A 23,706-nucleotide genomic window follows, 5' to 3' on the forward strand; every position below is an offset into this window, starting at 1 on the left:
AGAATCGGCTCACGTCCGACACATCCTCAGTGAACGGGTCCGTCGGACCCGCCGTGAGGAGTGTCATGGGTCATCGACCGTCCGATGCTCAGGCATGGTTCACGACCGAAGTCGCGACGCTCGTCGACCCCGTGTATCGCTACTTTCTCCGACGGTCCGCCCGGCAGGATGCCGACGACCTGACCGCTGAAGTGTTCGAGATCGCCTGGCGTCGGTGTGACGACATCCCGTCCGAGTGGGTGCTGCCGTGGCTCTACCGCACGGCGAGTCACGTGCTTGCCAATCATCGGCGCCGCACGTCACGGCTCCCCCTGCATCTCACCGACGAACCGCCACCCACGGACGACCATGCGGCGCGGATCATGTACGCCTCCGGCCCCACCGGCGAGATCGTGTCGCTCGGCTCCTACGCCGTGGTCAGCCCCGCCGAAGCCGGAGAGAGACTCAGCGATCCGGCGTTCTCGGCCCGCATGGTGTCTTCACCCGACTACCTCTCGGTTCCCCCGGCGTCGCTGACCGCTCCACCTGAAGCTCCCCAGCCAGGTTCTGCCGTCCCGTGGAAGGTAGTCGATCGCGAGATCGTCTCTGTCCGCTTGGGCCTCGCTCTGCTCCCCGACGAAATGAATCAGCATCGCTACCTCGTACCGACCTATGAGTACACCGCCGTGGACGGCACCGTCTGGAGCGTGATCGCGCTGGACGAGGACGAGCTGGACACGACAGGCTCGGGATAGAACTCCTAGGCTGTCGGGATGAGTGACGCGCTGGACGAGGGACCGTTCTTTCACGGCACGAAGGCCGATCTGCAGGAGGGGGACCTCCTGACGGCGGGCTTCCGCTCCAACTACCGCCCCGAGATCGTGATGAACCACATCTACTTCACGGCTCTGCGGGATGGCGCAGGGCTGGCGGCCGAACTCGCGGCGGGTGACGGCGAGCCGCGCGTCTACCTCGTCGAGCCGACCGGCCCCTTCGAGAACGACCCGAATGTGACCGACAAGAAGTTCCCCGGCAACCCCACGCGCTCGTATCGCAGCACCGAGCCGATCCGGGTCGTCTCCGAGGTGCTCGACTGGACCCGGCTGACCCCCGAAGCACTCGCGACCTGGCGGGAGACGCTGGCCGCGATCCGCGCCGACGAACGCGGCGAGATCATCAACTGACCGCGGCGACGACCGGTGCCGCACCATTGCCGCCGCGGTGGCGGCATGAGAGGCTTTCCGTCGTGACCATCTGACAGCGATCCCCCTCCTCCCCACGCCGTGGGTGAGTCGAACGATCCCGCGAACCGAAGGTTCACCATGTCATCCCCTGATCACACCGGCGTCGAGCCGGCCTTCACGATCTCCGCGCTCACCGTGCCGGAGACCATCGATTCCCCTGATGCCGCGGACTTCATCGGCATGGCCGAGGTGAGAAGCACCGTCGAGGCCGAGCAGCGCGGAGCCCCGGGCGAGCTCTTCACGGCAGAGGAGATGCTGCCGAACTGGAAGGACGAGAGCACCGAGATGCTCGGGTTCGTCGCCAAGGTCGACGGCCGGGTCGTCGCGCGCGGCAGCCTGGCACTCCCGGCCGATGCGAGCGAATGCTGGGCCTCCGTCGCGGTGCTTGCCGATCACCGGAACCAGGGCGTCGGCTCAGCGCTCTACGAGCGCCTCGAGCAGACGGCCAGAGCCCGAGGTCGAACGACGGTCCAGAATCAGACGAGCTTCCTTGCGACGCCGACAGACACGGGCGACCGCATCTCCGCCCCGACCGGCTTCGGATCCGTGCCGGCAGAGCTCGCCTCGACGCGCTTCCTGCGGAACCGCGACTTCTCTCTCGAGCAGGTCGGTCGGTTGAGCGGCCTCGCCCTGCCCGTCGATGAGGAGGCCTTTTCGGCCCTGCTCGCCGAGACGACCGCAGCGGCCGCCGGCTACCGCACCGTGACGTGGCAGGGGCGGACGCCGGACGAATGGATGGAGAGCATCGCACTTCTGCGCACCAGGATGAGCACCGATGCTCCGAATGCCGGTATCGAACAGAGCGAAGACGTCTGGACGACCGAGCGTGTGCGTGCGTTCGATGACCTGTGGGAGACGAGCCCTCGCATGCTGCTCACGACCATCGTGGTCCACGACGCCACGGGAACGGTGGCGGGTTACACCGAGCTCGATGTACCGCCGGAGCCCGATCGATCCGTGGAACAGCGCGACACCCTGGTGCTGCGCGATCATCGCGGTCGCCGCCTCGGGATGCTGTTGAAACTCGCCAACATCCGCGAGCTCCGCGACGGGTTCCCCGATCACGGTCTCATCGAGACGATGAATGCCGAAGAGAATCGCCACATGCTCGACGTCAACGAAGCAGTCGGATTCGTGCCGCTGTCGTACGCCGCCCGATGGAAGAAGGTCCTCGGGCGAAGGTGACGGAAGTCGTCGTCACCCGCCCGGTGTCAGTCGTCCGCCGGCGTGCGCGTACGCCGCTCGCCATGCCCGGTCGAACTCCCGTCGACTGATCACGCCGTGTCTGCAGGCGAAGGCGGCATCCTGCAGAGCTCCGGCGATCGTGTCGAGCCTGCGCTGCTGCGCGCGCTCCTCGGCGGTCTCCTCGTGCAGGCCGGACCGGCTCGCTGCCAGCGTCACGATGCGCTGACGGATGCCGCGCGCACGGCGCGAGAGCGAGATGCCGACCGGGAGCAGTGCTGCCGTGAGCACCAGGGCGGCGAGCATCGGGGGGACGCCCCCTGCGCAGAGGCCCACCCAGACGACGACGCCCCCGCCGAGCGCGAGCGGCGTGAAGAAGCGGTTGGCCTCGGCGAGGCGCCGTTCCGCGCCGGTGGAGTCCGGCGGGTAGACGGCGAGCACGGACGCGACGGTACCGTAGTGGCTCACGGTGCGCGACACGTGACCCCAACGCGGAACCGACGAATCTGCGGGAGCGGGGACGGTGCGGGTGGTGGCAGTGAATCGAGGACGATGGACGAGGGACATGTCCCCCACATTCCTCCGCGCGGACCCCGGGAGCGCGGATGCACACGGAACCCATGCGGCCCCGCCCCGTTTCCATGCGAGAAGGCGACGCCGTCGCAGTGAGCCGACTAATCCTGACGGGGTGGGGACGGCTGCCCGTTGTCTTCGATGCTGAGCATCCGCAGCCGGGTCGTGCTCCGCCGGCGACGCGGTCGGCGTAGGCGGGCGGCTCGTCGACCCCGCCTACGTCCTGCGACGAGCTGCACGTAGAGCGTCGCGACGCCGGCGATCAGCAGACCGGCGAGATTGACGAGCAGCTGGATCGCGGAGCCGCGCGCCTCATCCCAGGCGCCGACGGCGAGCGTGAGCCCGATGGTCCCCACCGCCGGCACCGTGGTGATCGAGATGAACACTCCGACGAGGGCCGAGGACTTCGCCGTCGTGAGCGAGAGCACGCCGGCGATCCCGGCGAGGATCGCGATGACGAACGACCACGCGTCGGGAGCGACGATGAACTCCGTCGCGGGGCCGGTGGTCGCCTGCTCGTAGGTGATGACGCCGATCGAGTAGAGGATCGCCCAGATCGCCCAGGCGATGGCGGCGCACGCGGCGAAGCCCCCGAGGAGCGTTCCGAGGGCGGGACCGACGATCCCGCGGCGTCGACGGACGATCGCGTAGGAGATCGCGGCCAGCGGCGCGAATTCCGGGCCGACGACCATCGCACCGATGATGAGGATCGGCTGGTCGAGCAGACGGCCCACACCCGCGATGAGCGTCGCGAGCAGCAGGAAGACGAAGAAGGAGACCGACGGATGCGCATCTTCCTCCGCCTTGCTCGCGAGCTGCGCCCAGAGCACACCGTCGGCAGGATGTCCGGGGGCGAGAGCCTCGGCCCGGTCGGCGGCATCGGAGACCACGACCAGAGGTTCCGACACGACGATGCCGCCCTCGGCGGGGATGCCGAGGTGCCGCAGCGAGCGCATGATGTTGTTCGCGTTCTCCCTGGTCATCTCGAACAGGATCACGTCGCCGCGTCCGTCCAACGCCGCCCCGGGGAGGACGGCCAGCCCGCAGACGGTGGGGTCTCCCGAGAGAATCTCCTGCGTCTGATCGGAGAGAGCCTGGGTGACGCTGACGCGGATGGAGAGCATGCAGCTATTCTGCTCTGTTCACCGCTCCCGCCGCGCCGGCAGGAACATGCAGCTCTGTGCGCACATCATCGGTGCGGCATGCGCTCTCGGGACTGTGGAATCGGCCGATATCGTGGAGGCATGAGCCGCCCGGAACCCCGTCCCCTTCTCGGACTCGTCGGGGCATTGCTGTTCTGGGGCGGTCTCTGCTTCACCCTCCTCTTCGGAGGCGTGGCGATCTGGCTCCTCGCGACCGGATCTCAGCCGTCGTGGATGCTCCTGGCCGTCACCGCGGGGGTGTGCCTTGTGGGTCTCGGGATCGTGAAGTGGAGCGGCGTGCCCCTGAGCGAGGCGATGCTGCTCTGACGGGAGCTCCCCGAAGCGCGCCCGTGCGCGCGACGCCGCGAAGTCAGCGTCCGATGCCGGCCTGCAGCGATGCGTACAGGCGCATCAGCTGCGGGACCACCACGTAGACCGCGACGGGAACGACCACGATCGTGAGGACGAACGCGCGGAGCACGGGATTCCATCCCTCGGAGAATGGTGCGATGGCGAAGAAGCCGAGCGTCACGAGCGGGAAGATCGCGAGCCAGGTGATGACGGCGCGGACATGCACGGACGGAGGCTTCGTGATGGCGCGGTCGGCGGGGCGCGTGGCGGGCTGAGGGTTCGACATCGTCTGTCCTTCATTCGGGGTAGGAGCGCGGCTTCTCCGCGCATGGGACCACCGTCCCAGGCACCGGCACGAAAGTGGGAATTCCGTTGCTGAAACCGGGAAGGAGATGCTTGAGTGAGCGGATGAGCACGAGGCAGCGGATAGAGACGGAACTGAGCCAGATCGGGCCGCGGCTTCGACGAGTCCGTCTGGCCAAGGACACCACTCTCCTCGACCTGGCGAGCATGACGGGGATATCGAAGAGCACCCTGTCCAGGTTGGAGTCCGGTCAACGCAAACCCAGCCTCGAGCTGCTGCTGCCGATCGTCGCCGCTCTTGCCGTGCCTCTCGAGCAGATCGTCAGCCCTCCCCGCATCGGCGACCCCCGTGTGGCTCCGAAGACCTCTCGCGCCGACGGACGCATCCTCACGAGACTCTCGGCCAGAGGAGGTGAGCCGCAGGCCTTCCAGATCACGATCCCTGCGACCGAACGGGAGCCGACCCTGCGCGCCCACGACGGGTACGAATGGATCTACGTGCTGGACGGTCGCATGAGGCTCGTGCTCGGCGAGCACGACATCGTCATGCGGCCGGGCGAGGTCGCGGAGTTCGACACGAAGAACCCGCACTGGTTCGGGTCGGCCGGTGCGGGACCCGTCGAGATTCTCAGCCTATTCGGCGCACACGGACAGCGGATGCATCTCCGCGCGCGCACGACTCCCGCGAAAGCCCGCTGACGCGCTCGCACACGCAGCCGTCAGCGACGGATCACCGCTCGTCGCCATCGCCGGCTCGCCGGCGCATCCGCCCCGTCTGGTGCGCCCAGATGGCGATCTCGACGCGATTGCGGGCGCCGAGCTTCGTCATGAGGCTCGCGACGTGCGTCTTCACCGTGCTGATGGTGATGTAGAGCTCGCTCGCGATCTCACCGTTGCTCAGGCCTCCCGCGACGGTCGCGAGCACCTGCTCCTCGCGCTCGGTGAGCGGCTCGACGGGCTGCGGAGGCGGCGCGGCGGGACGCGCTCCGGCGAATGCCTCGAGCAGCCGGACCGTGACGTTGGGGGCGATCAGAGCATCCCCGCCGGCGGCAGCGCGGATCGCCTGCGCGAGAAGCTCCGGTCCGGCATCCTTGAGCAGGAAGCCCTTGGCGCCCGCCCGCAGCGCGGCGAAGACGTACTCGTCGAGATCGAAGGTCGTGATGACGACGACCGCCATCGGGTCATCCACGCCCGGACCGGCGAGCAGGCGGGTCGTCTCGATGCCGTCGAGATCGGGCATGCGGATGTCGAACAGGCAGACGTCTGGCCGCAGGCTCCGGGCCAGGGCGACGGCTTCGTTGCCGTCGACGGCCTGACCCACGACCTCGATGTCCGGCTGGGCGCCGAGGATCATGCTGAGGCCCGTGCGCACGAGCTCCTGGTCGTCGGCGACGAGCACGCGGATGGTCATGCTGACCATCCAACACGAGGGAGCACCGCGGTGACGGCCCATCCGCCGCCGGGCGCCGGTCCTGCCTGACAGGTGCCGCCGAGCAGAGCTGCGCGCTCCATCATGCCGATGATCCCGAAACCGGGCGTGGGAGACGAGGCGACCTCGCCGTCGTTCGTCACGCTCAACCGCAGTCCTCCCGCATCCGCCTCCACAAACACGTCCACAAGGTTGACCTGCCGGGCGTGACGGAGAGCGTTGGTCACGGATTCCTGGGCGAGACGGAAGACCGCGGCGGCCACGGGCGGCGGGATGCTGCCGTCGTCGCCCGCGACCTTCACGACGACCGTCGCGCCACCGGGTCGTGTTCCGGCGAGCTGCATGATGTCGCCCAAACGCGGACTCGGCGCAAGCTCGGCCGTATCGCCCTGTCGCAGCACCCGCACCATGGACCGCAGCTCGCTCAGGGTCTTGGCCGCCTCCGCCTCGATCACGCCGAGCGCGTCCTCCGCCGCTCCAGGGTCTCGCGCCGCCACCGCCAGGCCCGCCTGGGCCCGGATCGCGATGGCCGAGACGTGGTGGGCGACCGTGTCATGCAGATCACGGGCAAGATGCTCACGTTCCCGCATCCGGATGCGGTCGAGGCCACGCTGCCGGGATCCGGCGCGATAGCGGAAGGCGATGCCGAGCAGCACCACCGTCAGCAGCAGCGCGAACCCACCGATGAGCTCATCAAGGCCTTCCCCGCGGACGAACGTGAGGCCGAGGCTCGCCAGGAGGACGACCGAGCCGATCACGAGGTCGCGACCAGCCCCCCAACGGAAGACGGCGTAGACGATCACCATGGCGAAGAGGCTCGTGTAGAGGGTCGAGTCGGGCAGGAGCAGCCCGAGCGGCACCATCACGGCGATGAGCATCAGCAGCGGCTTCGTGCGGCGCCAGAGCACTGACGGCAGCACGGCGAGGAGCACGAGCACCGAGAGCAGCGGCTGTTGCAGGTCGGTTCGGAGGATGCTCTCGACCACCGCCAGCACGGCGACGACGGTCAGGAGAACCCAATCCCGCCAGACCCGGCGCGGCGGAGGGGGCACAGCGCTCGGCGCACTCCACGCGGAACGCAGAAGCCCGGTCACTCCGTCAGGATACAAGCGCAGCGCCATCCGTCACGCGGCTCATCCGCCGGCCGGTCCGTCGGCGGATGAGCAGCTCCGCCACGACGCTGTTGATGACGAAGGCCACCGCGACCAGCCAGGCCTCGCCGAGCGCGTCGACCTCGCCGAGGGGGATCGTCCACGACGCGAAGACGAGCGCCTGGGTTCCGCCGGAGATCGCGATCGCGTAGGCGCGTGTCATCCATGCACCGTGCGCGGGGAAGTCCCGGCGTCTGATCGCGATCACCGCTCGCACCAGGAACACCGTCATCGCCGTCGCGAAGACGAGGCGGATCATCGCGAGTGCGAGCTCGTCCGGAGGTCCGCCGAAGAAGACGGCGAGCCAGACGGCGGACGAGGCCGCGAGGAAGGCGGCGGGAACCAGGACGCGGCCGGCGGAGCGATGCCAGCGATGCCGTGCTCGCAGCGCCGGAGAGAACTGGAAGGCGCCGAGAACGCAGTACACGGTCATCGCCACGATGTGCACGACCAACGCGACTGTCGAGGCCGGAGGCGACGGGTCCCCGCAGCCGGCGCCCACCTCTCCGAGGCGGAGCACGCCGCCGAGCACCGGGAGCGCACTGAGCAGCAGGAGCCCGGTGATCGCCGGCCATCCGCTCTTCGGACGCGCCCGCCGTCGCACGGAGGTCGGACGGCGGGTGGCCTTCATCTGTTGCGACATGTCTCGATGCTCGTCGCCTCGGAGGGCCAGGACATCGGCCCGCGGCACAGAACGGATGCCGTACTTTCGGCCGAGCAGATCCGGACCGCCTGGCCGATGATCCGCGCGCCCGGGAAGACGAGCATCGAGGCATGACACCCGATACGACCATGACCGCGGCCGTCTACCGCCGGTTCGGCGGCCCTGAGGAGGTGCACCTCGAACAGCGCTCCATCCCCTCGCCGAAGTCCGGCGAGGTGCTCGTCCGGGTGCACGCGAGCACGGTGAGCATCGCCGACCATCGGTCCCGCGCTAGGGATGTGCCGCCCGGCCTCGGTCTGCTCGCGGCCGCCGGGATCGGCGTGTTCCGGCCGAAGCATCCGATTCTGGGCATGGATGCCGCGGGCGTCGTCGAAGCCGTCGGCCCGGGCGTCACAGCGTTCACCGCCGGCGACCGTGTCATCGCGGCGATGGGCGGAGCGTTCGGCGGTCACGCCGAGTACGTGTGCGTGCCCGCCGACGGGGCGATCACCCACGCTCCTGCGAGCATGACCCTCGAGGAGGCCGTGACCCTCGTGTTCGGCGGCATCACCGCGCAGGGCTTCTTCAGACAGGTCTCGATCGGGCCGGGCACCTCGGTGCTCGTCAACGGAGCATCCGGCGCGGTCGGCACTGCGGCGATCCAGCTGGCGAAGCAGCTCGGCGCCGACGTGACGGCCGTCACCAGCGGCGGCAACGCCTCTCTGGTCCTGTCACTCGGCGCGGACCGCGTCATCGACTACACCCGTCAAGACTTCACCGCGGGCGACGAGACGTACGACGTGATCGTCGACGGCGTGGGTAATGCCGGGTTCGGCCGCGTCGAGAGATCGATCGCTCCCGGCGGGGCGCTGCTCCTCGTCATCGCCGACCTGTGGTCGATGCTGCGCAGCCGCGGTCAGACCCGTCGATCGGGAAAGCTCGTCACCTGGAACGTCGGCAAACCCGGCGCCGACGAGCTCGCCCACGTCGTGGCTCTCGCAGACTCCGGTCGCTACCGACCCGTCATCGACCGGTCCTTCGCCCTGGCCGACATCGTCGAGGCGCACCGCTACGTCGACACCGGGCGTAAGCGAGGCAACGTCGTGCTGCGCATCGCCGACGTCGACCCTCTTTCATGATCCGCACCCGACAAAGGAGTACCTGATGAACACACGACGACCCACCACCACCGCGCTGGAAGAGCAGCGGATGCCGGTCAGAGCCAGACTCGCTGCCGCCTGGACGAGCTTCATGCTCTTCTACATCTACGTGGACATCCTCGCCTTCTACAAGCCCGGCGTCGTCGATGACATCCTCGTCGGCGTCGTCTGGCAGTTCGACATCACCCAGACCTGGGCGATCATCGCGCTGAGCCTCCTCGCGATCCCGATCCTCATGGTCGTGCTGTCGGTGGCGCTGCCGGCCCGGGCCGCCCGCATCGTGAACCTCGTCGTGGCGTCCATACAGATCCCGTTCGCGGCCTTCAACGCCGTGGGCGAGGTAGGCGGGTCGTGGCTGTTCTTCTACCTCCTGGGCGTCGCACTGGAGCTGGTCGTGCTCGCGTTCATCGTGCGGTGGGCCTGGACATGGCCGCGCGGCGCAGCCACGACGGACACGGCGGCCAGCGCAGAGCGTGCGGTGAGAGACGTGCGGTAGGCACGGATTCGACGCTCACGGATGGGGTCCCCTGGGATCCCGTCCGTGTCAGGCGGCGGCCTTCTCGACCCAGGCGCGAATCGTGGCCTCGGTCGCAGCATCCAGCGATGTGACCGTCCACGCGACAGGATGCAGATGGGCACCCTCTTCTCGTGTCGGGTTGACGACCTCGCCGAAGCCGAACGCGAGGTAGTCCTTGTCCGGCTTGATGTAGCAGATGTCCTTGCCGTCTCTCACGTAGAACACGAGTCCCCAGCGGACGACCGGCTCCAACGAGGGCGCGCTCTCCCGGACGAGCGTGTGGAGGCGCTCAGCGACCTCCCGGTACTGCGCGGGGGCTTCTCGGAGCTTTGCGAGAACGGCCTCGTCGCCCTTCTTCGCGAACAATCCCATGTTCCTGCCTCCCTGAGTCAGCCTGTGGCCACCGGTGGCGAGTCTACGTCGACGGGCTCGAGAGCGTCACTCCTACACCGCCGGCTGGCGTCTGGGATGCCGCGGCGTGCATAGTGAGAATGTGAGCGATCAGCACGTACGGAGAGCACGGCCTGAGGAGCACGAAGAGATCTCAGCTTTGGCTCTGCGCTCGAAGGCGCACTGGGGGTACTCAGCCGAGTTCCTCGAGGCATGCCGAGCAGAGCTGACCTTCGATGCGACGACCTGTGGGTCACCGCTGATGTGGATCGTGGAGCAGGACAATACCGTTCTCGGCTTCAGCCTCGTGAAAGGCGACACAGACGAAGGCGAACTATCGGCGTTGTTCGTCGATCCGTCCGCGATCGGCACCGGGTGCGGCCGAATGCTGCTCGAGCACACACTGCACTCCGCGCGGGCCGCGGGGTTCACACGCCTGGAGCTCGATGCGGATCCAGGTGCGGAGTCGTTCTATCTGCGTTTTGGTGCTCGACGCATCGGCACCTCGCCCAGTGGCTCCATTCCGGGCCGCGAGCTTCCGCGGCTAGCGATTGCGCTCACGGAGTAAGCGGAAGCCAGGACGGAGCAACCGATCGACAGTCTCCATGTCCCATCTCATGAGACTTGACAGCGCTTGAGACACGTAAACCGCGTGTATCCGCGGCCCTCATCACCACCGTTAGCCGAACTTCGTCTCACGAAGTCTGTCAGTAAGAGGCACGACGCTTCGAGCCGCACCTATCACGACTCTGAGCACTTTCCGGGGCCGATCGATCGGGGAAGAGCATGATGCGCGCATCACGGTCCGTCCGGGAGCACGCGGATGTGACTGTTCCCGAACAACGACTTTCGCGAGCAGCTTGCGACTCGATTCTCACTGACCGATCCGGAGTTGCAGCGCGTCGCGAGCGATCATCAACTTCGCAACCCGCACGGCGCCGACGGATTCGTAGGCGTTCTGGCTCGCGGCTCGACGGACTCGTCCGTCACTGTTGAAGGCAATATCAACGTCGGGAATGGAAGATTAGTCGATAGCGGAAGCATCATCTGAAGATGTTTGCTGCAGCTCGCTCGCCACGGCATCAGCACCCGCTCGCTTCGCAAAGAAGCGATGCTCGGGAATGCCGGTAATACCCCAAACTTCGGGGATGAGCGGCTGATTGGGGTCTTTCCGGCGAGAAGGGGAAAAGATGACCACTCCGCCATTGGCTTCGTTGGGCACGAAGTGAACGGTTCGAGGGGACGCAGGTTCCTCTTCGAGGGCCTTTCGATGCGCGTCCCCATCCGCGACGTGCCCATGGAACACCGCAAACGTCACCTCGTCGATGATGAGTTGTTGTCCGAGGACCTCCCACTCCCAGTCGTCGATGATGAGACCAAACGAGCCAGCCCGTTCAGTCAACCATTTACCCAGGCCGTCGTTGAGCGGCGGTTCGACGACGGCGCCGAGGTCTTCCACCCCAGGCAGGTAGTACGCGTGTCCCTCAAGAACCCCGCGGACGATACGAATCCATATACGGTCCCAGTTCTCGGGACTCTCTTCCGGGAACACGAAGTGGACGCCGAGCTCGTCCTCAATGCTTGCGAGGTCGTCGGCGAGCTCTATCAAGGCGATGTGGGGCGGAGGATTCTCCTCTTTGAACTGCAGAGAGAAAGGCCTTTCATCGCCGATTTCGAGACTCATGCGTTTGGCCTCAGCCAGCGAACTGAGGAACTTCAGCGCACGCTTGGCTTCAGTGCCCGTAAGCCCCCGAAGCGCAACCTGGAACCGAAGGCTCCCGCTCTCGGCCAGTTCTTTGTCGAACAGGAACGTGAATTCGACGCCAGGGACTACAGTCAGATTCAGTTGGGCTCCCTTGGTCCCTGTCGAGACACGCGCCTTAGCCGCATTGGGCTGAGCGATTGTCTTATCGGTCGCTGAGTGAAGCTTCACCTTCACAGGTACCCTGAGCTCCTCTCCGAGCGGAACGATTCGCAGGCCAAGTACGTTGATAACTTCCGCGAACCACTCGGGCCCATTTAGCTCGAAATGAGCGACAACGTCCGCCGGGAGTTCCAGAGATTCGAGAAGCCCATAATCCAACGCGTTTCTGAATTCCTCACCCAGCCCGGCCTTGTCCGTAAAGTCGGTCACCAGCGAGAAGCTCAAAGGTTCCTTTTCGGCGGAGTCTGCGCGGAGCGGTACGAACTCCTGCGTGAACGTGTCCGCCGTGCTGGTGAAGCTCACCCCCCAATGTGCGCTCCGTGCCGCGATGCGCTTCTGTAGCAGCTCAGCCTCGGCCCGGAGGTCAGAGGGCTTCGAGAGCAAAGCCGACTCTCTACCAACGATTTTGAGAGCCGCAAGGTGCGCATCCCGATTGATGTATTCCTCGAGCTCAGGGAAGGGTGCCAGCATAAGGTCGAGCTCCGCAACTCCAACTCGCCGCGTCCTTGGGCGAGGTTTGTGGTCTCGCAACGAGGTGACGAACTGGCGCTCCTTGGTCGTAAAATTCCGCGGGATTACCAAGTACCAGACATCGGGGTCGTGCTCGAGCGCGGACCTGAATGACTTGCGTATCTGCTCCTTGCGGGTCTTAGCCCACTCGCCCGAGAAGCCTTCCGGGAAGTGCTTGAGTTGATAGATCGCGATGAGCTTGCCCGTCTTCCTCACCCTGACATCGAGGTCAATGCCGCCGTCGCCGCCACGCCCATCTATGGCACTCACTTCAACGCCCGGGTCATTGCTTTCCACGCTCTTCTTTATGACCATCTCCGCAGCGCGGTTGAACTTCTCTTCGCCGAGCGTTCCCCAATTGAACATGTAACCTCCCGGGCCAAACTTATCGCGCGAGCGCGCAAACGCTGTGAGTCACAGTCATGACCACAAGAGGATGTCGCAGATCGATCCAGGGCTCTGCGCCGCGCCTCTCCGGATAGAACTCATAGGCACGAGCTTCATAGTAGACAGCTCGCACCCGGAACCCGTGGCTAGCAGTCGATGCCATGCGTCCGACAGATCGCCTCGAGGCGGTCGCCGGCGCCGAGAGACGCACTGCCAGCCGGCCCCATCGCTCCGGAATCACTTGCGTGATGCTCGAACGGCCGACCGACATGACATGCCGAGCGCGCACCGTCTAAGCCCGACGACGCATCCTGATTCCAGACGCGCTCGCCTAGTCACCGCACCCGAGTCAGCGCACGTGTCGCCAACCTCACTCTGTTAGCTGTATAGCGGCAGAATGGTCCTCGTGACAGAGACCCGAAGAGTTGCGGTGTTGCTCGGCGCGGGCGCGTCGTTTGACGCTGGCATACCACTCACTGCCGACCTCACGGAGCAAGTGTTGGCATCGGTGAATCAGCCATCAGAGGTCCGCGAACCTTGGGTCAAGGCGATCAACTTCGCCCACGCGGCGATGTTCAGCTACGCAGCCAGAGACGGCAGCAACCCAATCGGGGCGGTCAACATCGAGCGTCTTATCTCCGCGCTGCGCCTTCTTCGCGGACGCGAGGGCCACGAGGCGGCACCATTCGTCAGTTCGTGGCGAGACCCGGTTCTGCCGGAGGGACGAGTCCACGCGGACAAGTGGAACTCAGATCGATTCGTCCGAAACCTGTCGCAGGCGCTGGGCCTGGACGGGAGCGACCGCGGCGCAGCTAGCCGGAAAAACGCGATCGAGAACATTGGATACTTCATCGCGGAGTTCGCCGACGGAGCCAAGAGGCCCGTGCTTCGTAGCGACTATCGCACCGCTGACCTGCAAATACTGCGCCTACTCGGCACCCTGCTCCGAGTGCGAAAGCCCGTCGACTACCTCTACCCGCTTGTCGATCTCGCCCTGGCACAGCCGGAAGGGCTCGACGTCGTGACGCTCAACTACGACCTCGCGGTGGAGCAAGCCGCGAGCGAGCGTTCGGTGCCAATTGAACGCGGAGTGGGCGATTGGCCCCGCGAGCGGGTCGGGTTCGATGTCGCCGCGCAGAAACTTCGCTTGCACAAGATTCATGGTTCTCTCGACTGGGAGTTGGAAGCACACAGCCCATCATCTACGGCACTCAAGGTTTCAGACGGAGCCGTGGAGCAACCCTGGATTGTTGTCGGTGATCGGGAGAAACTTGCGACTGACGGTCCGACTCTCGAACTGCTTCACGCCGCGGAAGAAGCGATCGAGCGCGCCGACCACCTCGTGATCGTGGGCTACCGCTTCGCGGACAGGCACGTCAACCACGTCATCCGCAACTGGATGCTCCGGTCGGAGCAGCGGACTGTCGGGGTCATCGAGCCGACCTGGTCCTATCCGGGATCTGGGTCATTCTTTGGCCAGTTGGTCAGCGAGTACGGCGGCTCGTGGCGGGACAATCTCACCGATCGCCCCCAGCGGGTCTTCGGGTATCAGGGCGGCGCGAAAGCCCAGCTGCCCCATGCGCTTTCAACCGAGCCACTCGCCGCGGACACCATAGTGATAGCGGACCTCAGTGCGACAGTCGCGGACAACGGCGCAATATTCGTCGAGATCGCCCATGCCGGGCCGCAACTGTCTCACGTGGGATTCCGATCCAACACGGGACGAGTGACGCCGGAGTTCGAAGGCAGCGACTTGTCCCGCGTGACGACCTACGACGGCGTGCCATCAAGACTGAACTCATGGCCAGCCGGCGACAAGATCACGCTCCGGATCTGGCCGACCCAACGGAACGAGACACTCACGCTCGAGGTCGAGGGCCATACGTTGACCTCTGAGCTCCAGACGAAGGTGGACGTTCCGATTGCGAGGCCCACGCGGAAATGACTTGACCGCGCACCCTTCCATACGCCGCCTCCCGTTCAGATGTCATCTTCGGAGCGAAGTAGTCACACGTCCTCATCAGTGACCCGCGTCACTTCAAGGGCGATGGTGCCGCGAGGGAACAGATAGTCGACGCCACCGTTCTTATCGGCGTGGTCGAGCGTGACGCCCAGCATTTTCTCGACGGCCTTCTTCGCGCGGCGCTCGTTCGGTCTCTCCTGGTTCACAGGTTCATGCAATCGCACCGGTGACGTGGGCAGCAGTAGGCGCGTCAGGTCGCGATGGCCAAGGCGAACAGACTGCTTCGCTTGCGGCCGTGATCGGTCGCGGGTTCTCTACCCCAGCCAGTCACTGACGCTGTCCACGACCCACTTCAAAGCATTGTCGTAGACGGACTTTTCGATCCGCGCAGCGTTGCGCAGGAGGAAATTCTTCAAGGCCTGACGAGCACGAAGCCGCGCAGGCTGAGGTGCGCCGGGATCAGCGAGCTCCCGCGCGCTGGTCTCCAAGACCTCAGCGGAGTCGTCGCCGAACTGGCGGACAAGCTGGATCAGCTCCGCCGCCGGCGTACCCACCGTGACCGGGCCGTTCACGTTCTGGGCGACGATGCCTTCGACTCGTTGGATGATCTGAACGTTGACCGTAGGGGACGGTCCATCTTGACCAGCCGCCAAGCTCCTCGTCTCCGGGCTCGCTGCGAACGGCGAGGCGGGGACCAGTTGGCTCACCAGGTCTCCGAGCTCTGCCGTAGAGAGGTCAGGCAGCTCGTCGATGAGTTCCGATTCGAGCTGCTGCTGGATCTCGAGGATCATGCGTTCCCTGGCGTGCTTCGTGTCGACGAGAACCCTGCGTGCGGCCTTGGCGTACTTCGACACCAGACCGCCCGCTCGATCGGGCGTGACGCCCAGATGGAGAAGCATCTGCTCGGCGGTCGCGGAGTCTTCGATGATATTCAGAAACTGAGCGAACTCCTGGAGCTCGTCACTTACCACGTCAGCGTTCATGCCCGGCTCACCGAAGAACTCGATGACACGGCCGCTCGGGGTGCGATAGCCGGACTGCCTGACAGTCTGCTCCTTCACCGAACCCAGCCAGTCATGGAAGAGTTCCAGCACCTTGGCGAGCTCGTCCTCGTACAGCCGACCGGCCGGGACGTAGATCCGGAACAGGAGATTGTTCAGGGTGTCCTCGACGAACGCAGTCGCGAAGATGGACGCCTCAGCGTTGCGTTTGTAGGTGGTGAGAGTCAGGCCGTGCGGCTCGAACCGCCGCTGGGCGGCTTCACGGACCTCCTTCGGCAGGGTCCCGAAGTACTCGCGGGCGATGTCGTCGTTCCACTCATCCCCGTCGAGGTCCATCAACCAAGGCTACGTCCGCGACCTCCCGGGTCGGGGTGGTCCAGCAGGTCCTTTGCATGCCGGGCGAACTTTTCTTGCGCCGCCTTGTTTCCGGAAAGCAGTGTCGCCCCGACACTCAGCCAGCCGAAGCTCTGCCGGTCGTGCAGCTTGTCGATAAGGTCAACGATGCTCGTCGTCGGCATCGACGGTTTCGGTGCACGCGAGCTAACGTTGCGGGTGAGATACCACTGATCGAGCGCATCTGTCCGGCTCGTGATGAACGCCGGCATCTGCTGCCGGAAGCGACGCAGCTCACCCGTGGTGGGGTTGGGCATGAATGGGAAGGCTTCCTTAACGAGGGCCGGGTCGGGTGCCACCCACAATCCAGCTTCGTAGAAGTAGAGGAACAGGTCGAGTTCGTCAGGCGCCATGAACATCATCGTCGTCATCGGGTCGCGCCTGCGCCGCAGATAAAGGAGGAACTCTGCAGGCCGGGCCACCAGCTCCGCGATCAGCTCGAGATCGTGCAGCGAAACCGTCCATGGGACGTTCTCCAGATCGATGAGCCCGGCCTCGAGAAGATCCGCGGTCGCCGTGAACACGGCGGGGATGTCGTCAAGGCTTACAGCAATCGTATGGATCTCGCGGATGTGGGTGAGGTCCACCCATCCCTCACCCTCGACGCGTAGCCCGCCGTCTTCGACGATCCCTGATCGCACGCGCCCCGCCTGATTCGCTGCGTTCGTAATGATGCGCCGCAAATCACCGAGCTGGCGCGTTGTCTTTCCTCCCCGCGACAGGGCACTGAACGCAACCGCCTTGTCCTCGATGACGAAGGCCACGTCATCCACAAGAACCAGATGATCACACTCCACCCGTTTGGTATACGCATCAGCAGAGCCAGTCGCCTTCTCTGCCTCCGTTGCGGGGACGTAGAACTCGAACCCGTTCCGGTACGTCGCCGTCGGAAGAATCATCTTCACCGCGCGAATGACTCGCTCCTCCAGGACCTCTCCGCGGTGCTTCGCGTAAGCGTCCCATTCCACCTTCTGCGTTTTCAGGAACTCCTCAAGCCTCTCCCTCAACGCCGGTGCTGTGTGTCCGTCGTGCAGCAGCATCACCCGACCCGCATCGCCCGAAAGCAACGGGTGACGTCGCCACGGGTTGTCTCCCTGAACGAACTTCTCTGCGGCCTCCAACGCTGTCATCCCGGACGCATCAAGAGTGAAGAAGGCGACCACTCGTTCGACACGCTCCACTGGGAGGCCAGTCTCCGCGACAAGCTCATCGATACCGACCGTGCAGTCGTCCGCAGACGGTTCGAACATTGAGATCAGCACATTCATGGCCCCCTTGGCCATCGATACGACATCATCGCCGGGCGCGCCCGCAGGCTCTGACAGCGAACTCGCGAACTGCTGCCCCCGCTTGTTAAGTTTGCGTGCCTGGATCGAATGACAGGCATTCAGAACACTCAGCGCCTCAGCAGCGCTAAACCCCAAACCCTCCTCCAACGCATCGCGAACCCCCCGGTTGCTATCGAGCAGCTCGACCGCCGTTGCCTGCAACACGTCTGCGTACGAGGAGTTGCGCATCGCGACCTCTGCCCCCTGCACACTGAGCGATAGCCACCCCAGTGGTGCGTCCGGGCCAGCGGCGACCAGCGTCCGGAACCAGCCCAAGTTCGTGATCTCTTCCAGAATCGGCCAGGCGTCCTGCACCACCCCGCTCATCTCATTCGGCTCAGCAGGTGGAACATCCACTTCATCCGTACTGCGACCCGCGATCGCCAACAGCACGAGCAACTCGACCTGCCACGCGCCGCCGTCCGGGCTCGCGACAACCTGCCCCGCCTGAGATAAGGGGAAGTACGCCAGCCTGGCGGTTTCTGCCAACCTCGCCGGCGTGAAACGCGAACCCATTGCCGCAAGCTCACGTACACGGTCAGCGAACCTGGTACTCACGTTCGCCGCGAAATCGCCCTCAGCACTGAGTTCAGCAAACAGCGACTGCACCGTATCCGAGGACTGCATCACAAAATCCACATAGGGATCCGACGGCGCTGCGGCGTCCCCGTGCGGCAAATGCCGCCGCCTCTTCGCACGCGCCTTCAAACGCTTCGACTTCGATGCCATGCCTCATCGAACCACACGCCTCCGACACGCCGGCCACCTCGCAGTTGCTGTCCGCTTCGGCGATCCGACGAGGAGCGATCACCGGCACCACAGCGGGCGTCGGCCACACGAAATTCAAGAACATCATCCAAGCCCATCGACGAACAACAGTTGTGTTCGTCCGGCGGCCCAAGACGAAGTACGCGGTCGCTACGAGCAGACGTGGGCGACACGCCGCAGAGTTGTGACAGGTGGGTGAGAAAACTGACAACTCCGAAGAGCGTCACTGACAGGTACATGAGAAAGTGACAACTCTGGTGAGAAGGGACACTCCACCCACTTCACAAAGATTCCGTGACCAAACCGTTGCATTCGTTACCTCGCCGTTATACAGTGATCACACGGTGAATGTTTGCTGTGGCACTCACCGCATGTGATTGCAGGACACTCTTGGTGCAAGGGACAAGGGCCGGTCGGGAGCCTCTCCGACCGGCCCTTTACTGTTGCCAGTATTCTGTGACCATGACCGATCGCAAGCTCGCCCTGGAGGCCTGGGAGAGCCTGTTCCGCGCGCAGCACGAACTGTTCGACGAGATGGTCACCGACTTCGAGCACGGCGATCTCGCACAGGCCGAGTACGACGTGCTCCTCACGGTGACACGCTCCCCCGGCATGACCGCCCGCCTTCGCGACGTCACGAACAACATGCTGATCAGTCAGCCCAGCGTCTCGCGGCTGGTCGACCGCATGGTCACGCGCGGCCTCGTGGCGAAATGCCCCGACCCCGACGACGGCCGCGGCGCATTGATCCGAGCGACGGATGCCGGGGCCCGCACGTTCCGCGCCCTCGCCACGATCCACGGTCGTTCGATCGCCGAGCGCATGTCGCGCCTCGACGACGACGAGCTCCGCACCCTCCGCGACCTGGCCGAGAAGCTCCGCCGCGGTTGACCCTTCTCACCGCGCTCCGCCCGATCTGGCAGGGTGGAGCGTGAAGGCGCGCAGCATCGCGCGCCACCCCTTGGGGGGAAGAGGGAGGGTCATTCATGGAGATCGCCGGAATCATCGGCATCCTCGTCATCGTCGGCATCGCCGTCGTCGTCGTTGTCGTCGTCCTGCTCATCCTGCTGCTGTTCGCACGCAGCTGGATCAAGGTCGCCCGAGCCGACGAGGCTCTCGTCATCTCGGGACGCAAGCAGAAGGTGCAGCTCGCGGTTCTCGGTGCCGACGGATCGAGCCGCGACGAGATGTCGGAGTCGCCCGTCACGGTCATCGTGAACGGCAAGTCCCTCGTGAACCCGATCACCCAGCGCCACGAGATCATCTCGCTCCGCTCGCGTCAGGTCTCCCTCAACGCCGAAGCACAGTCGCTCGACAGCGTGACCCTGAACGTCGACGGCGTCGCAATAGTGAAGATCGGCTCCGACCCGCTCCTCGTGCGCCGCGCCGCCGAGCGTTTCGCCTCGCAGGACACGGCCATCGAGCAGTTCACCACCGAGCAGCTCGAGGGTGCCCTCCGCGGCATCGTCGCCACGCTGTCGGTCGTGGAGCTCATGCGAGAGCGCAAGAAGTTCTCCGATCAGATCGCCGCCGACGTCTCGCAGGAGCTCGCCGAGCAGGGCCTGATCCTCGACTCGTTCCAGATCAAGGGCATCACCGACAAGGTCGGCTACATCCAGTCGCTCGGTGCCCCCGAGATCCAGGCGAAGCGTCAGTCGGCGGAGATCTCGCAGACCAACGCCGACCGTGCGATCAACCAGAAGAACATCGCCAATCAGGAAGCCAACCTGGTCGAGCAGACCGCGCTCGACACCAACACCGCCAACGCGAACGCCGGCATCGGCCGGGCGCGCGCCGAGGCGGAGCAGGCCGAGAACCTCGCCCGCGAGCAGGCGCAGCAGGCCGTTCTGCAGCAGCAGGCCGAGAACCGGCAGGCTCAGCTCGATGCCGACGTCAAGCGCGTCGCCGACGCGCAGCGCTACGAGGCCGAGACCCGCGCGCAGGCCGAGCTCTACACCCGTGAGCGCGCCGCAGAGGCCGCGGCGATCGAGCAGGTCAAGCAGGCCGAGGCCCGCACCCGCATCGCCGAGCAGCAGGCTCAGGCCGACAAGGCCCGCGCCGACGGTGAGGCTGCCGCGGCCGTGGCGAGCGCCACGGGTGAGGCCGACGCGCTCCGCTCCAAGGCCGAGGCCGAGGCACACGCCCGTCGCCTGCAGGCCGCCGCCGAAGCCGAGGCGATCCGCGCCACCGGTGACGCCCGCGCCGCCGCACTCGAGGCAGAGGCCAAGGCCATCGCCTCCAACCAGGACGCCTTCCTCTCGCAGCGCGTGCTCGAGGTGCTGCCGTCGATCATGGCCGAGTTCGCCAAGGGATACGGGGCGATCGGCAACGTGTCGATCATCGGAAGCTCCGGCGAGGACGGCGCATCGAGCGTCGTCGGCGCCGACGGCGCGAAGGCCCTGCGCTCGGTGTTCGACAGCGTGCACTCGGCGACCGGACTCGACCTCGCCGGGATCATCCAGGGCCAGGCCGTCGGCCGCGGCATCGGCGAAGGCGTGGCTGCGGCTGCTCCTCCCGCCCCGCGCACCCCCGCGCCAACCACCCCGCCGCCGCCCGCTCCCCCGGCGTCTGCCGCGGAGTAGAGCACAGGACACAGCGGATGCCGCGACCGATTCGGTCGCGGCATCCGTCGTCTGCGGGCAGTCGCGCGTGCGCAATTCAGCAAGAACGGCGCGCAAGCGGTCGGATTCGGCCTGCGCGGCGCTGATCCGCTGCGTTCTTGCTGAATTGTGCACGGGCCGCCGAGCTGCGGACGCCTGCCAGCCGCGCGCCGACCGGGCAGACTGGGACGATGACGTCCGCCGCCTTCGACCTCGCGACGATCGGCGCGGGTCTGTCGTTCGCGGCCGCCGTCGACGAGCTCTCGACGGCCCTCGACACGAGCACATCCGTGGTCGTGAGCGCCCCTCCCGGCACGGGCAAGACCACGCTCGTGCCGCCGCTGCTCGCCTCCCGCCGCCCGGGCCGCGTGATCGTCACCCAGCCGCGTCGGGTCGCCGCCCGCGCCGCCGCGCGTCGACTGGCACAGCTCGACGGCTCGCCGCTCGGCACCCGCGTGGGGTTCACCGTCCGCGGCGAGCGCAAGGCCGGACCGGACACCCGGGTCGAGTTCGTCACGGCGGGTGTGCTCCTGCGGCGTCTGTTGGATGACCCGGGACTCGCCGGGGTGGATGCCGTGATCATCGACGAGGTGCACGAGCGCGCCCTCGAGACCGACCTCCTGATCGGCCTGCTCTCGGAGGTGCGCGAACTGCGCGACGACCTCGTGCTCATCGCGATGTCGGCGACTCTCGATGCCACGCGGATCGCCGCTGTGCTCGGCACGGACGAACAGCCCGCTCCGATCGTCGACCACGTCGTGCCCGCCTTCCCGCTCACCGAGCATTGGTCCCCTAGCCCCGCGCCACGCCTCGACGAACGGGGTGTCACCTGGGCGTTCCTCGATCACGTCGCTCGAGTCACGGCATCCGCTGCCCGGGAGCTGCACGACGACGACCCCGCTGCCGAAGTGCTGGTCTTCGCGCCGGGCGCGCGCGAGGTGTCGGAGATCGCGCGCCGCATCCGCAGCGCGACCGAGGCGTTCGACGTGCGGGAGCTGCACGGACGGATGCGCGCCGCCGATCAGGACGCCGTGATCCGCGGGCGCCGCCCCGGCGAGCTGGCCCGCATCATCGTCACGACCTCGCTCGCGGAGTCGTCGCTCACCGTGCCCGGCGTGCGGCTCGTGGTGGACACCTGCCTGGCCAGGGGCCCGCAACGCGATGCGGCCCGCGGGATGACGGGGCTCGTGACCACCGCCGCCTCCCGCTCCTCGTGCGTGCAGCGCGCCGGGCGCGCGACCCGTCAGGGGCCGGGGTCAGTGGTGCGCTGCGTCGACGAGCGCACGTATGCCGCTGCTCCCGCACGGCCGACGCCCGAGATCGCCTCGAGCGATCTCGCGGATGCCGCCCTGCTGCTCGCCTGCTGGGGTGCGCCCGGCGGAACGGGTCTGCGCCTGATCGACCCGCTGCCCGCCGAGAGCCTGGCAGACGCCGTCACGGTGCTGCACGATCTCGGCGCGATCGACGACGACGGCCGCGCGACCGCCGAGGGCCGCGCCCTCGCACGCATCCCGACCGATCCCCGGCTCGCCCGCGCCTTGCGCGACGGCAGTCCGGTCGTCGGCACTCGACTCGCCGCCGAGGTCGTCGCGCTGCTGGGTGGCGACGTGCGCACCGCCGACGCCGATGTCGCACAGGCGCTCATCGCGCTCCGTGGCGGCCGGACGCCCGATGCGCGTCGGTGGCGCAGCGATGCCGATCGCCTCGAAAGGCTGACGCCGTCAGCGCCCGGCGCGCGCTCCGATCTCGACGGCACAGGGCTCGTGATCGCGCTGGCGTTCCCCGAGCGCGTCGCCCGACGCGTGGACCACACGGCGGGCGGAGCGACGTTCCTGCTGGCGTCCGGCACGCGCGCCGGAGTGAGCGGTCCGCTCGCCGCGCTGGAATGGCTGGCCATCGCCGATGTCTCGCGTGCGTCCGGCCGCGCGGCCGCCGGCTCCGGGGCGATCGTCCGGTCCGCGGCGGCGCTCACCGAGGAGCAGATGGAGAAGGCGGCCAGCCACCTGCTCTCGGATCGAGTCGAGGCGGAGTTCGTCGGAGGTCGCATCCAGGCGCGCCGCGAGCGTCGGGTGGGCGCGGTCCTGCGGTCCTCGGCGCCGGTGCGGGCGTCGGCCGACGAGGGGAGGGATGCCGTTCGCCGAGCACTTCGGCGCGAGGGGCTGAGCCTGTTCGTCTGGTCCGAGACCGCGGTCGCGCTGCGACGCCGCCTGGCGCTGCTGCACCGAGAGCTGGGATCGCCCTGGCCGGATGTGTCGGATGCCGGACTCCTCACGGCCCTCGACTCCTGGCTCGCGCCCGAGCTCGATGCGCTGGCCGGCGGCACCCCTGTGGCCCGGCTGGACCTGACCACCGCGCTGCGCCGCCTGCTCCCCTGGCCCGAGGCCGGGCGCATCGACGAGCTCGCGCCCGAGCGTCTCGAGGTCCCCAGCGGATCCCGCATCCGCATCTCGTACCCGGACCCCGACGACACCGACACCCGCCCCGTCGTGGCCGTCAAGCTGCAGGAGTGCTTCGGATGGGCGGAGACTCCCCGGCTGGTCGATGGGCGCGTGCCGGTGCTCTTCCACCTGCTCTCCCCTGCCGGGCGCCCGCTCGCCGTCACCGACGACCTCACCTCGTTCTGGTCGGGTCCGTACGCCCAGGTGCGCGCCGAGATGCGCGGCCGCTATCCGAAGCATCCGTGGCCCGAGGATCCCTGGTCCACTGCACCGACCAGGCACACCAAGGGCCGCGCCGCGCGCTGAGCCGAGCGCGGGGCTTTCACAACT

23 protein-coding genes are annotated in these 23,706 nt (G+C 66.7%); 12 read left to right on the plus strand and 11 right to left on the minus strand.

Annotated elements, in window-relative coordinates; genetic code table 11:
* The first annotated feature begins 65 nt into the window (after window positions 1–65).
* The 3 genes from MRBLWH11_RS00275 to MRBLWH11_RS00285 all read left to right on the plus strand — a co-directional run bounded on the left by MRBLWH11_RS00275 (window position 66) and on the right by MRBLWH11_RS00285 (window position 2,408).
* Window positions 66–734 carry a sigma factor gene (locus tag MRBLWH11_RS00275; protein ID WP_341946295.1) on the plus strand — a complete coding sequence of 223 codons (669 nt, stop codon included), beginning with the start codon at window positions 66–68 and terminating at the stop codon, window positions 732–734.
* 18 nt (window positions 735–752) lie between these two features.
* On the plus strand, window positions 753–1,163 hold the full coding sequence (gene arr / locus MRBLWH11_RS00280) for an NAD(+)--rifampin ADP-ribosyltransferase (protein ID WP_341946296.1): 411 nt from the start codon (window positions 753–755) through the stop codon (window positions 1,161–1,163).
* Window positions 1,164–1,301: 138 nt separating this feature from the next.
* On the plus strand, window positions 1,302–2,408 hold the full coding sequence (locus MRBLWH11_RS00285) for a GNAT family N-acetyltransferase (protein ID WP_341946297.1): 1,107 nt from the start codon (window positions 1,302–1,304) through the stop codon (window positions 2,406–2,408).
* Between the two features lie 12 nt (window positions 2,409–2,420).
* Here the strand turns inward: MRBLWH11_RS00285 and MRBLWH11_RS00290 are convergent, their stop codons facing one another.
* Together MRBLWH11_RS00290 and MRBLWH11_RS00295 are read right to left on the minus strand one after the other, a co-directional pair.
* Window positions 2,421–2,972 (minus strand): DUF6611 family protein, encoded by a 552-nt coding sequence (locus tag MRBLWH11_RS00290; protein WP_341946298.1) that lies wholly within the window; start codon window positions 2,970–2,972, stop codon window positions 2,421–2,423.
* A gap of 107 nt (window positions 2,973–3,079) precedes the next feature.
* The gene (locus MRBLWH11_RS00295; RefSeq protein WP_341946299.1) at window positions 3,080–4,102 is read right to left on the minus strand and encodes a DUF389 domain-containing protein; all 1,023 of its coding nucleotides are present in this window, start codon (window positions 4,100–4,102) and stop codon (window positions 3,080–3,082) included.
* A 120-nt stretch (window positions 4,103–4,222) separates the two neighbouring features.
* Here MRBLWH11_RS00295 and MRBLWH11_RS00300 point away from each other — a divergent pair, with 120 nt between their 5' ends.
* Window positions 4,223–4,447, plus strand: coding sequence for a hypothetical protein (locus MRBLWH11_RS00300; RefSeq protein WP_341946300.1), 225 nt, complete (start codon window positions 4,223–4,225; stop codon window positions 4,445–4,447).
* A gap of 43 nt (window positions 4,448–4,490) precedes the next feature.
* Here MRBLWH11_RS00300 and MRBLWH11_RS00305 read toward each other — a convergent pair whose 3' ends face one another.
* A complete protein-coding gene (locus MRBLWH11_RS00305) occupies window positions 4,491–4,757 on the minus strand; it encodes a hypothetical protein (protein ID WP_341946301.1) in 267 nt (88 codons plus the stop codon).
* 122 nt (window positions 4,758–4,879) lie between these two features.
* On the opposite strand from MRBLWH11_RS00305, the gene MRBLWH11_RS00310 reads away from it, so the two are divergent.
* A complete protein-coding gene (locus MRBLWH11_RS00310) occupies window positions 4,880–5,473 on the plus strand; it encodes an XRE family transcriptional regulator (protein ID WP_341946302.1) in 594 nt (197 codons plus the stop codon).
* A 31-nt stretch (window positions 5,474–5,504) separates the two neighbouring features.
* Here the strand turns inward: MRBLWH11_RS00310 and MRBLWH11_RS00315 are convergent, their stop codons facing one another.
* The 3 genes from MRBLWH11_RS00315 to MRBLWH11_RS00325 are packed head-to-tail and all read right to left on the minus strand — an operon-like array spanning window position 5,505 to window position 7,997.
* Window positions 5,505–6,185, minus strand: a complete 681-nt coding sequence (locus MRBLWH11_RS00315) for a response regulator transcription factor (RefSeq protein WP_341946303.1) — start codon at window positions 6,183–6,185, stop codon at window positions 5,505–5,507.
* Window positions 6,182–7,297: a histidine kinase gene (locus tag MRBLWH11_RS00320; protein ID WP_341946304.1), complete on the minus strand. Its 1,116-nt coding sequence runs from the start codon at window positions 7,295–7,297 to the stop codon at window positions 6,182–6,184. The genes MRBLWH11_RS00315 and MRBLWH11_RS00320 overlap by 4 nt, the downstream gene beginning before the upstream one ends.
* A 4-nt stretch (window positions 7,298–7,301) precedes the next feature.
* Window positions 7,302–7,997: a DUF2306 domain-containing protein gene (locus MRBLWH11_RS00325; protein ID WP_341946305.1), complete on the minus strand. Its 696-nt coding sequence runs from the start codon at window positions 7,995–7,997 to the stop codon at window positions 7,302–7,304.
* A gap of 131 nt (window positions 7,998–8,128) precedes the next feature.
* On the opposite strand from MRBLWH11_RS00325, the gene MRBLWH11_RS00330 reads away from it, so the two are divergent.
* On the plus strand, window positions 8,129–9,136 hold the full coding sequence (locus MRBLWH11_RS00330) for an NAD(P)-dependent alcohol dehydrogenase (protein ID WP_341946306.1): 1,008 nt from the start codon (window positions 8,129–8,131) through the stop codon (window positions 9,134–9,136).
* Window positions 9,137–9,161: 25 nt separating this feature from the next.
* Entirely contained in the window at window positions 9,162–9,653 is a 492-nt protein-coding gene (locus MRBLWH11_RS00335; protein WP_341946307.1) for a DUF6326 family protein, read from the plus strand.
* Window positions 9,654–9,701: 48 nt separating this feature from the next.
* Here MRBLWH11_RS00335 and MRBLWH11_RS00340 read toward each other — a convergent pair whose 3' ends face one another.
* A complete protein-coding gene (locus tag MRBLWH11_RS00340; RefSeq protein WP_243408831.1) occupies window positions 9,702–10,046 on the minus strand; it encodes a DUF1801 domain-containing protein in 345 nt (114 codons plus the stop codon).
* 121 nt (window positions 10,047–10,167) lie between these two features.
* Here MRBLWH11_RS00340 and MRBLWH11_RS00345 point away from each other — a divergent pair, with 121 nt between their 5' ends.
* Entirely contained in the window at window positions 10,168–10,632 is a 465-nt protein-coding gene (locus tag MRBLWH11_RS00345; protein WP_341946308.1) for a GNAT family N-acetyltransferase, read from the plus strand.
* Between the two features lie 456 nt (window positions 10,633–11,088).
* Here MRBLWH11_RS00345 and MRBLWH11_RS00350 read toward each other — a convergent pair whose 3' ends face one another.
* Window positions 11,089–12,864, minus strand: coding sequence for a hypothetical protein (locus MRBLWH11_RS00350; RefSeq protein ID WP_341946309.1), 1,776 nt, complete (start codon window positions 12,862–12,864; stop codon window positions 11,089–11,091).
* A 427-nt stretch (window positions 12,865–13,291) separates the two neighbouring features.
* Between MRBLWH11_RS00350 and MRBLWH11_RS00355 the strand changes: the two genes are divergently transcribed.
* On the plus strand, window positions 13,292–14,830 hold the full coding sequence (locus tag MRBLWH11_RS00355) for an SIR2 family protein (protein WP_341946310.1): 1,539 nt from the start codon (window positions 13,292–13,294) through the stop codon (window positions 14,828–14,830).
* A 62-nt stretch (window positions 14,831–14,892) separates the two neighbouring features.
* Here MRBLWH11_RS00355 and MRBLWH11_RS00360 read toward each other — a convergent pair whose 3' ends face one another.
* From MRBLWH11_RS00360 to MRBLWH11_RS00370, 3 genes are all read right to left on the minus strand, one after another.
* Entirely contained in the window at window positions 14,893–15,054 is a 162-nt protein-coding gene (locus MRBLWH11_RS00360) for a hypothetical protein (RefSeq protein WP_341946311.1), read from the minus strand.
* A gap of 108 nt (window positions 15,055–15,162) precedes the next feature.
* Window positions 15,163–16,185 (minus strand): hypothetical protein, encoded by a 1,023-nt coding sequence (locus MRBLWH11_RS00365; RefSeq protein ID WP_341946312.1) that lies wholly within the window; start codon window positions 16,183–16,185, stop codon window positions 15,163–15,165.
* Window positions 16,185–18,299 (minus strand): hypothetical protein, encoded by a 2,115-nt coding sequence (locus tag MRBLWH11_RS00370; RefSeq protein WP_341946313.1) that lies wholly within the window; start codon window positions 18,297–18,299, stop codon window positions 16,185–16,187. The genes MRBLWH11_RS00365 and MRBLWH11_RS00370 overlap by 1 nt, the downstream gene beginning before the upstream one ends.
* A 501-nt stretch (window positions 18,300–18,800) precedes the next feature.
* Here MRBLWH11_RS00370 and MRBLWH11_RS00375 point away from each other — a divergent pair.
* The 3 genes from MRBLWH11_RS00375 (at window position 18,801) to hrpB (ending at window position 23,682) form a co-directional block, all read left to right on the plus strand.
* Window positions 18,801–19,229 (plus strand): MarR family transcriptional regulator, encoded by a 429-nt coding sequence (locus MRBLWH11_RS00375; protein ID WP_116634326.1) that lies wholly within the window; start codon window positions 18,801–18,803, stop codon window positions 19,227–19,229.
* A gap of 95 nt (window positions 19,230–19,324) precedes the next feature.
* Window positions 19,325–20,920, plus strand: coding sequence for an SPFH domain-containing protein (locus MRBLWH11_RS00380; RefSeq protein ID WP_341946314.1), 1,596 nt, complete (start codon window positions 19,325–19,327; stop codon window positions 20,918–20,920).
* Between the two features lie 209 nt (window positions 20,921–21,129).
* Window positions 21,130–23,682 (plus strand): ATP-dependent helicase HrpB, encoded by a 2,553-nt coding sequence (gene hrpB, locus MRBLWH11_RS00385; protein ID WP_341946315.1) that lies wholly within the window; start codon window positions 21,130–21,132, stop codon window positions 23,680–23,682.
* Window positions 23,683–23,706 lie beyond the last annotated feature (24 nt).

The sequence above is a fragment of the Microbacterium sp. LWH11-1.2 genome (assembly GCF_038397745.1).
Lineage (GTDB): Bacteria > Actinomycetota > Actinomycetes > Actinomycetales > Microbacteriaceae > Microbacterium.

Excerpts from the sequence above, each read along its gene's own strand:
- MRBLWH11_RS00275 (WP_341946295.1), top strand. The coding sequence starts at position 66 with ATGGGTCATCGACCGTCCGATGCTCAGGCATGGTTCACGACCGAAGTC.
- arr (WP_341946296.1), top strand. The coding sequence starts at position 753 with ATGAGTGACGCGCTGGACGAGGGACCGTTCTTTCACGGCACGAAGGCC.
- MRBLWH11_RS00285 (WP_341946297.1), top strand. The coding sequence starts at position 1,302 with ATGTCATCCCCTGATCACACCGGCGTCGAGCCGGCCTTCACGATCTCC.
- MRBLWH11_RS00290 (WP_341946298.1), bottom strand. The coding sequence starts at position 2,972 with ATGTCCCTCGTCCATCGTCCTCGATTCACTGCCACCACCCGCACCGTC.
- MRBLWH11_RS00295 (WP_341946299.1), bottom strand. The coding sequence starts at position 4,102 with ATGCTCTCCATCCGCGTCAGCGTCACCCAGGCTCTCTCCGATCAGACG.
- MRBLWH11_RS00300 (WP_341946300.1), top strand. The coding sequence starts at position 4,223 with ATGAGCCGCCCGGAACCCCGTCCCCTTCTCGGACTCGTCGGGGCATTG.
- MRBLWH11_RS00305 (WP_341946301.1), bottom strand. The coding sequence starts at position 4,757 with ATGTCGAACCCTCAGCCCGCCACGCGCCCCGCCGACCGCGCCATCACG.
- MRBLWH11_RS00310 (WP_341946302.1), top strand. The coding sequence starts at position 4,880 with ATGAGCACGAGGCAGCGGATAGAGACGGAACTGAGCCAGATCGGGCCG.
- MRBLWH11_RS00315 (WP_341946303.1), bottom strand. The coding sequence starts at position 6,185 with ATGACCATCCGCGTGCTCGTCGCCGACGACCAGGAGCTCGTGCGCACG.
- MRBLWH11_RS00325 (WP_341946305.1), bottom strand. The coding sequence starts at position 7,997 with ATGTCGCAACAGATGAAGGCCACCCGCCGTCCGACCTCCGTGCGACGG.
- MRBLWH11_RS00330 (WP_341946306.1), top strand. The coding sequence starts at position 8,129 with ATGACACCCGATACGACCATGACCGCGGCCGTCTACCGCCGGTTCGGC.
- MRBLWH11_RS00335 (WP_341946307.1), top strand. The coding sequence starts at position 9,162 with ATGAACACACGACGACCCACCACCACCGCGCTGGAAGAGCAGCGGATG.
- MRBLWH11_RS00340 (WP_243408831.1), bottom strand. The coding sequence starts at position 10,046 with ATGGGATTGTTCGCGAAGAAGGGCGACGAGGCCGTTCTCGCAAAGCTC.
- MRBLWH11_RS00350 (WP_341946309.1), bottom strand. The coding sequence starts at position 12,864 with ATGTTCAATTGGGGAACGCTCGGCGAAGAGAAGTTCAACCGCGCTGCG.
- MRBLWH11_RS00365 (WP_341946312.1), bottom strand. The coding sequence starts at position 16,185 with ATGGACCTCGACGGGGATGAGTGGAACGACGACATCGCCCGCGAGTAC.
- MRBLWH11_RS00370 (WP_341946313.1), bottom strand. The coding sequence starts at position 18,299 with ATGGCATCGAAGTCGAAGCGTTTGAAGGCGCGTGCGAAGAGGCGGCGG.
- MRBLWH11_RS00375 (WP_116634326.1), top strand. The coding sequence starts at position 18,801 with ATGACCGATCGCAAGCTCGCCCTGGAGGCCTGGGAGAGCCTGTTCCGC.
- MRBLWH11_RS00380 (WP_341946314.1), top strand. The coding sequence starts at position 19,325 with ATGGAGATCGCCGGAATCATCGGCATCCTCGTCATCGTCGGCATCGCC.
- hrpB (WP_341946315.1), top strand. The coding sequence starts at position 21,130 with ATGACGTCCGCCGCCTTCGACCTCGCGACGATCGGCGCGGGTCTGTCG.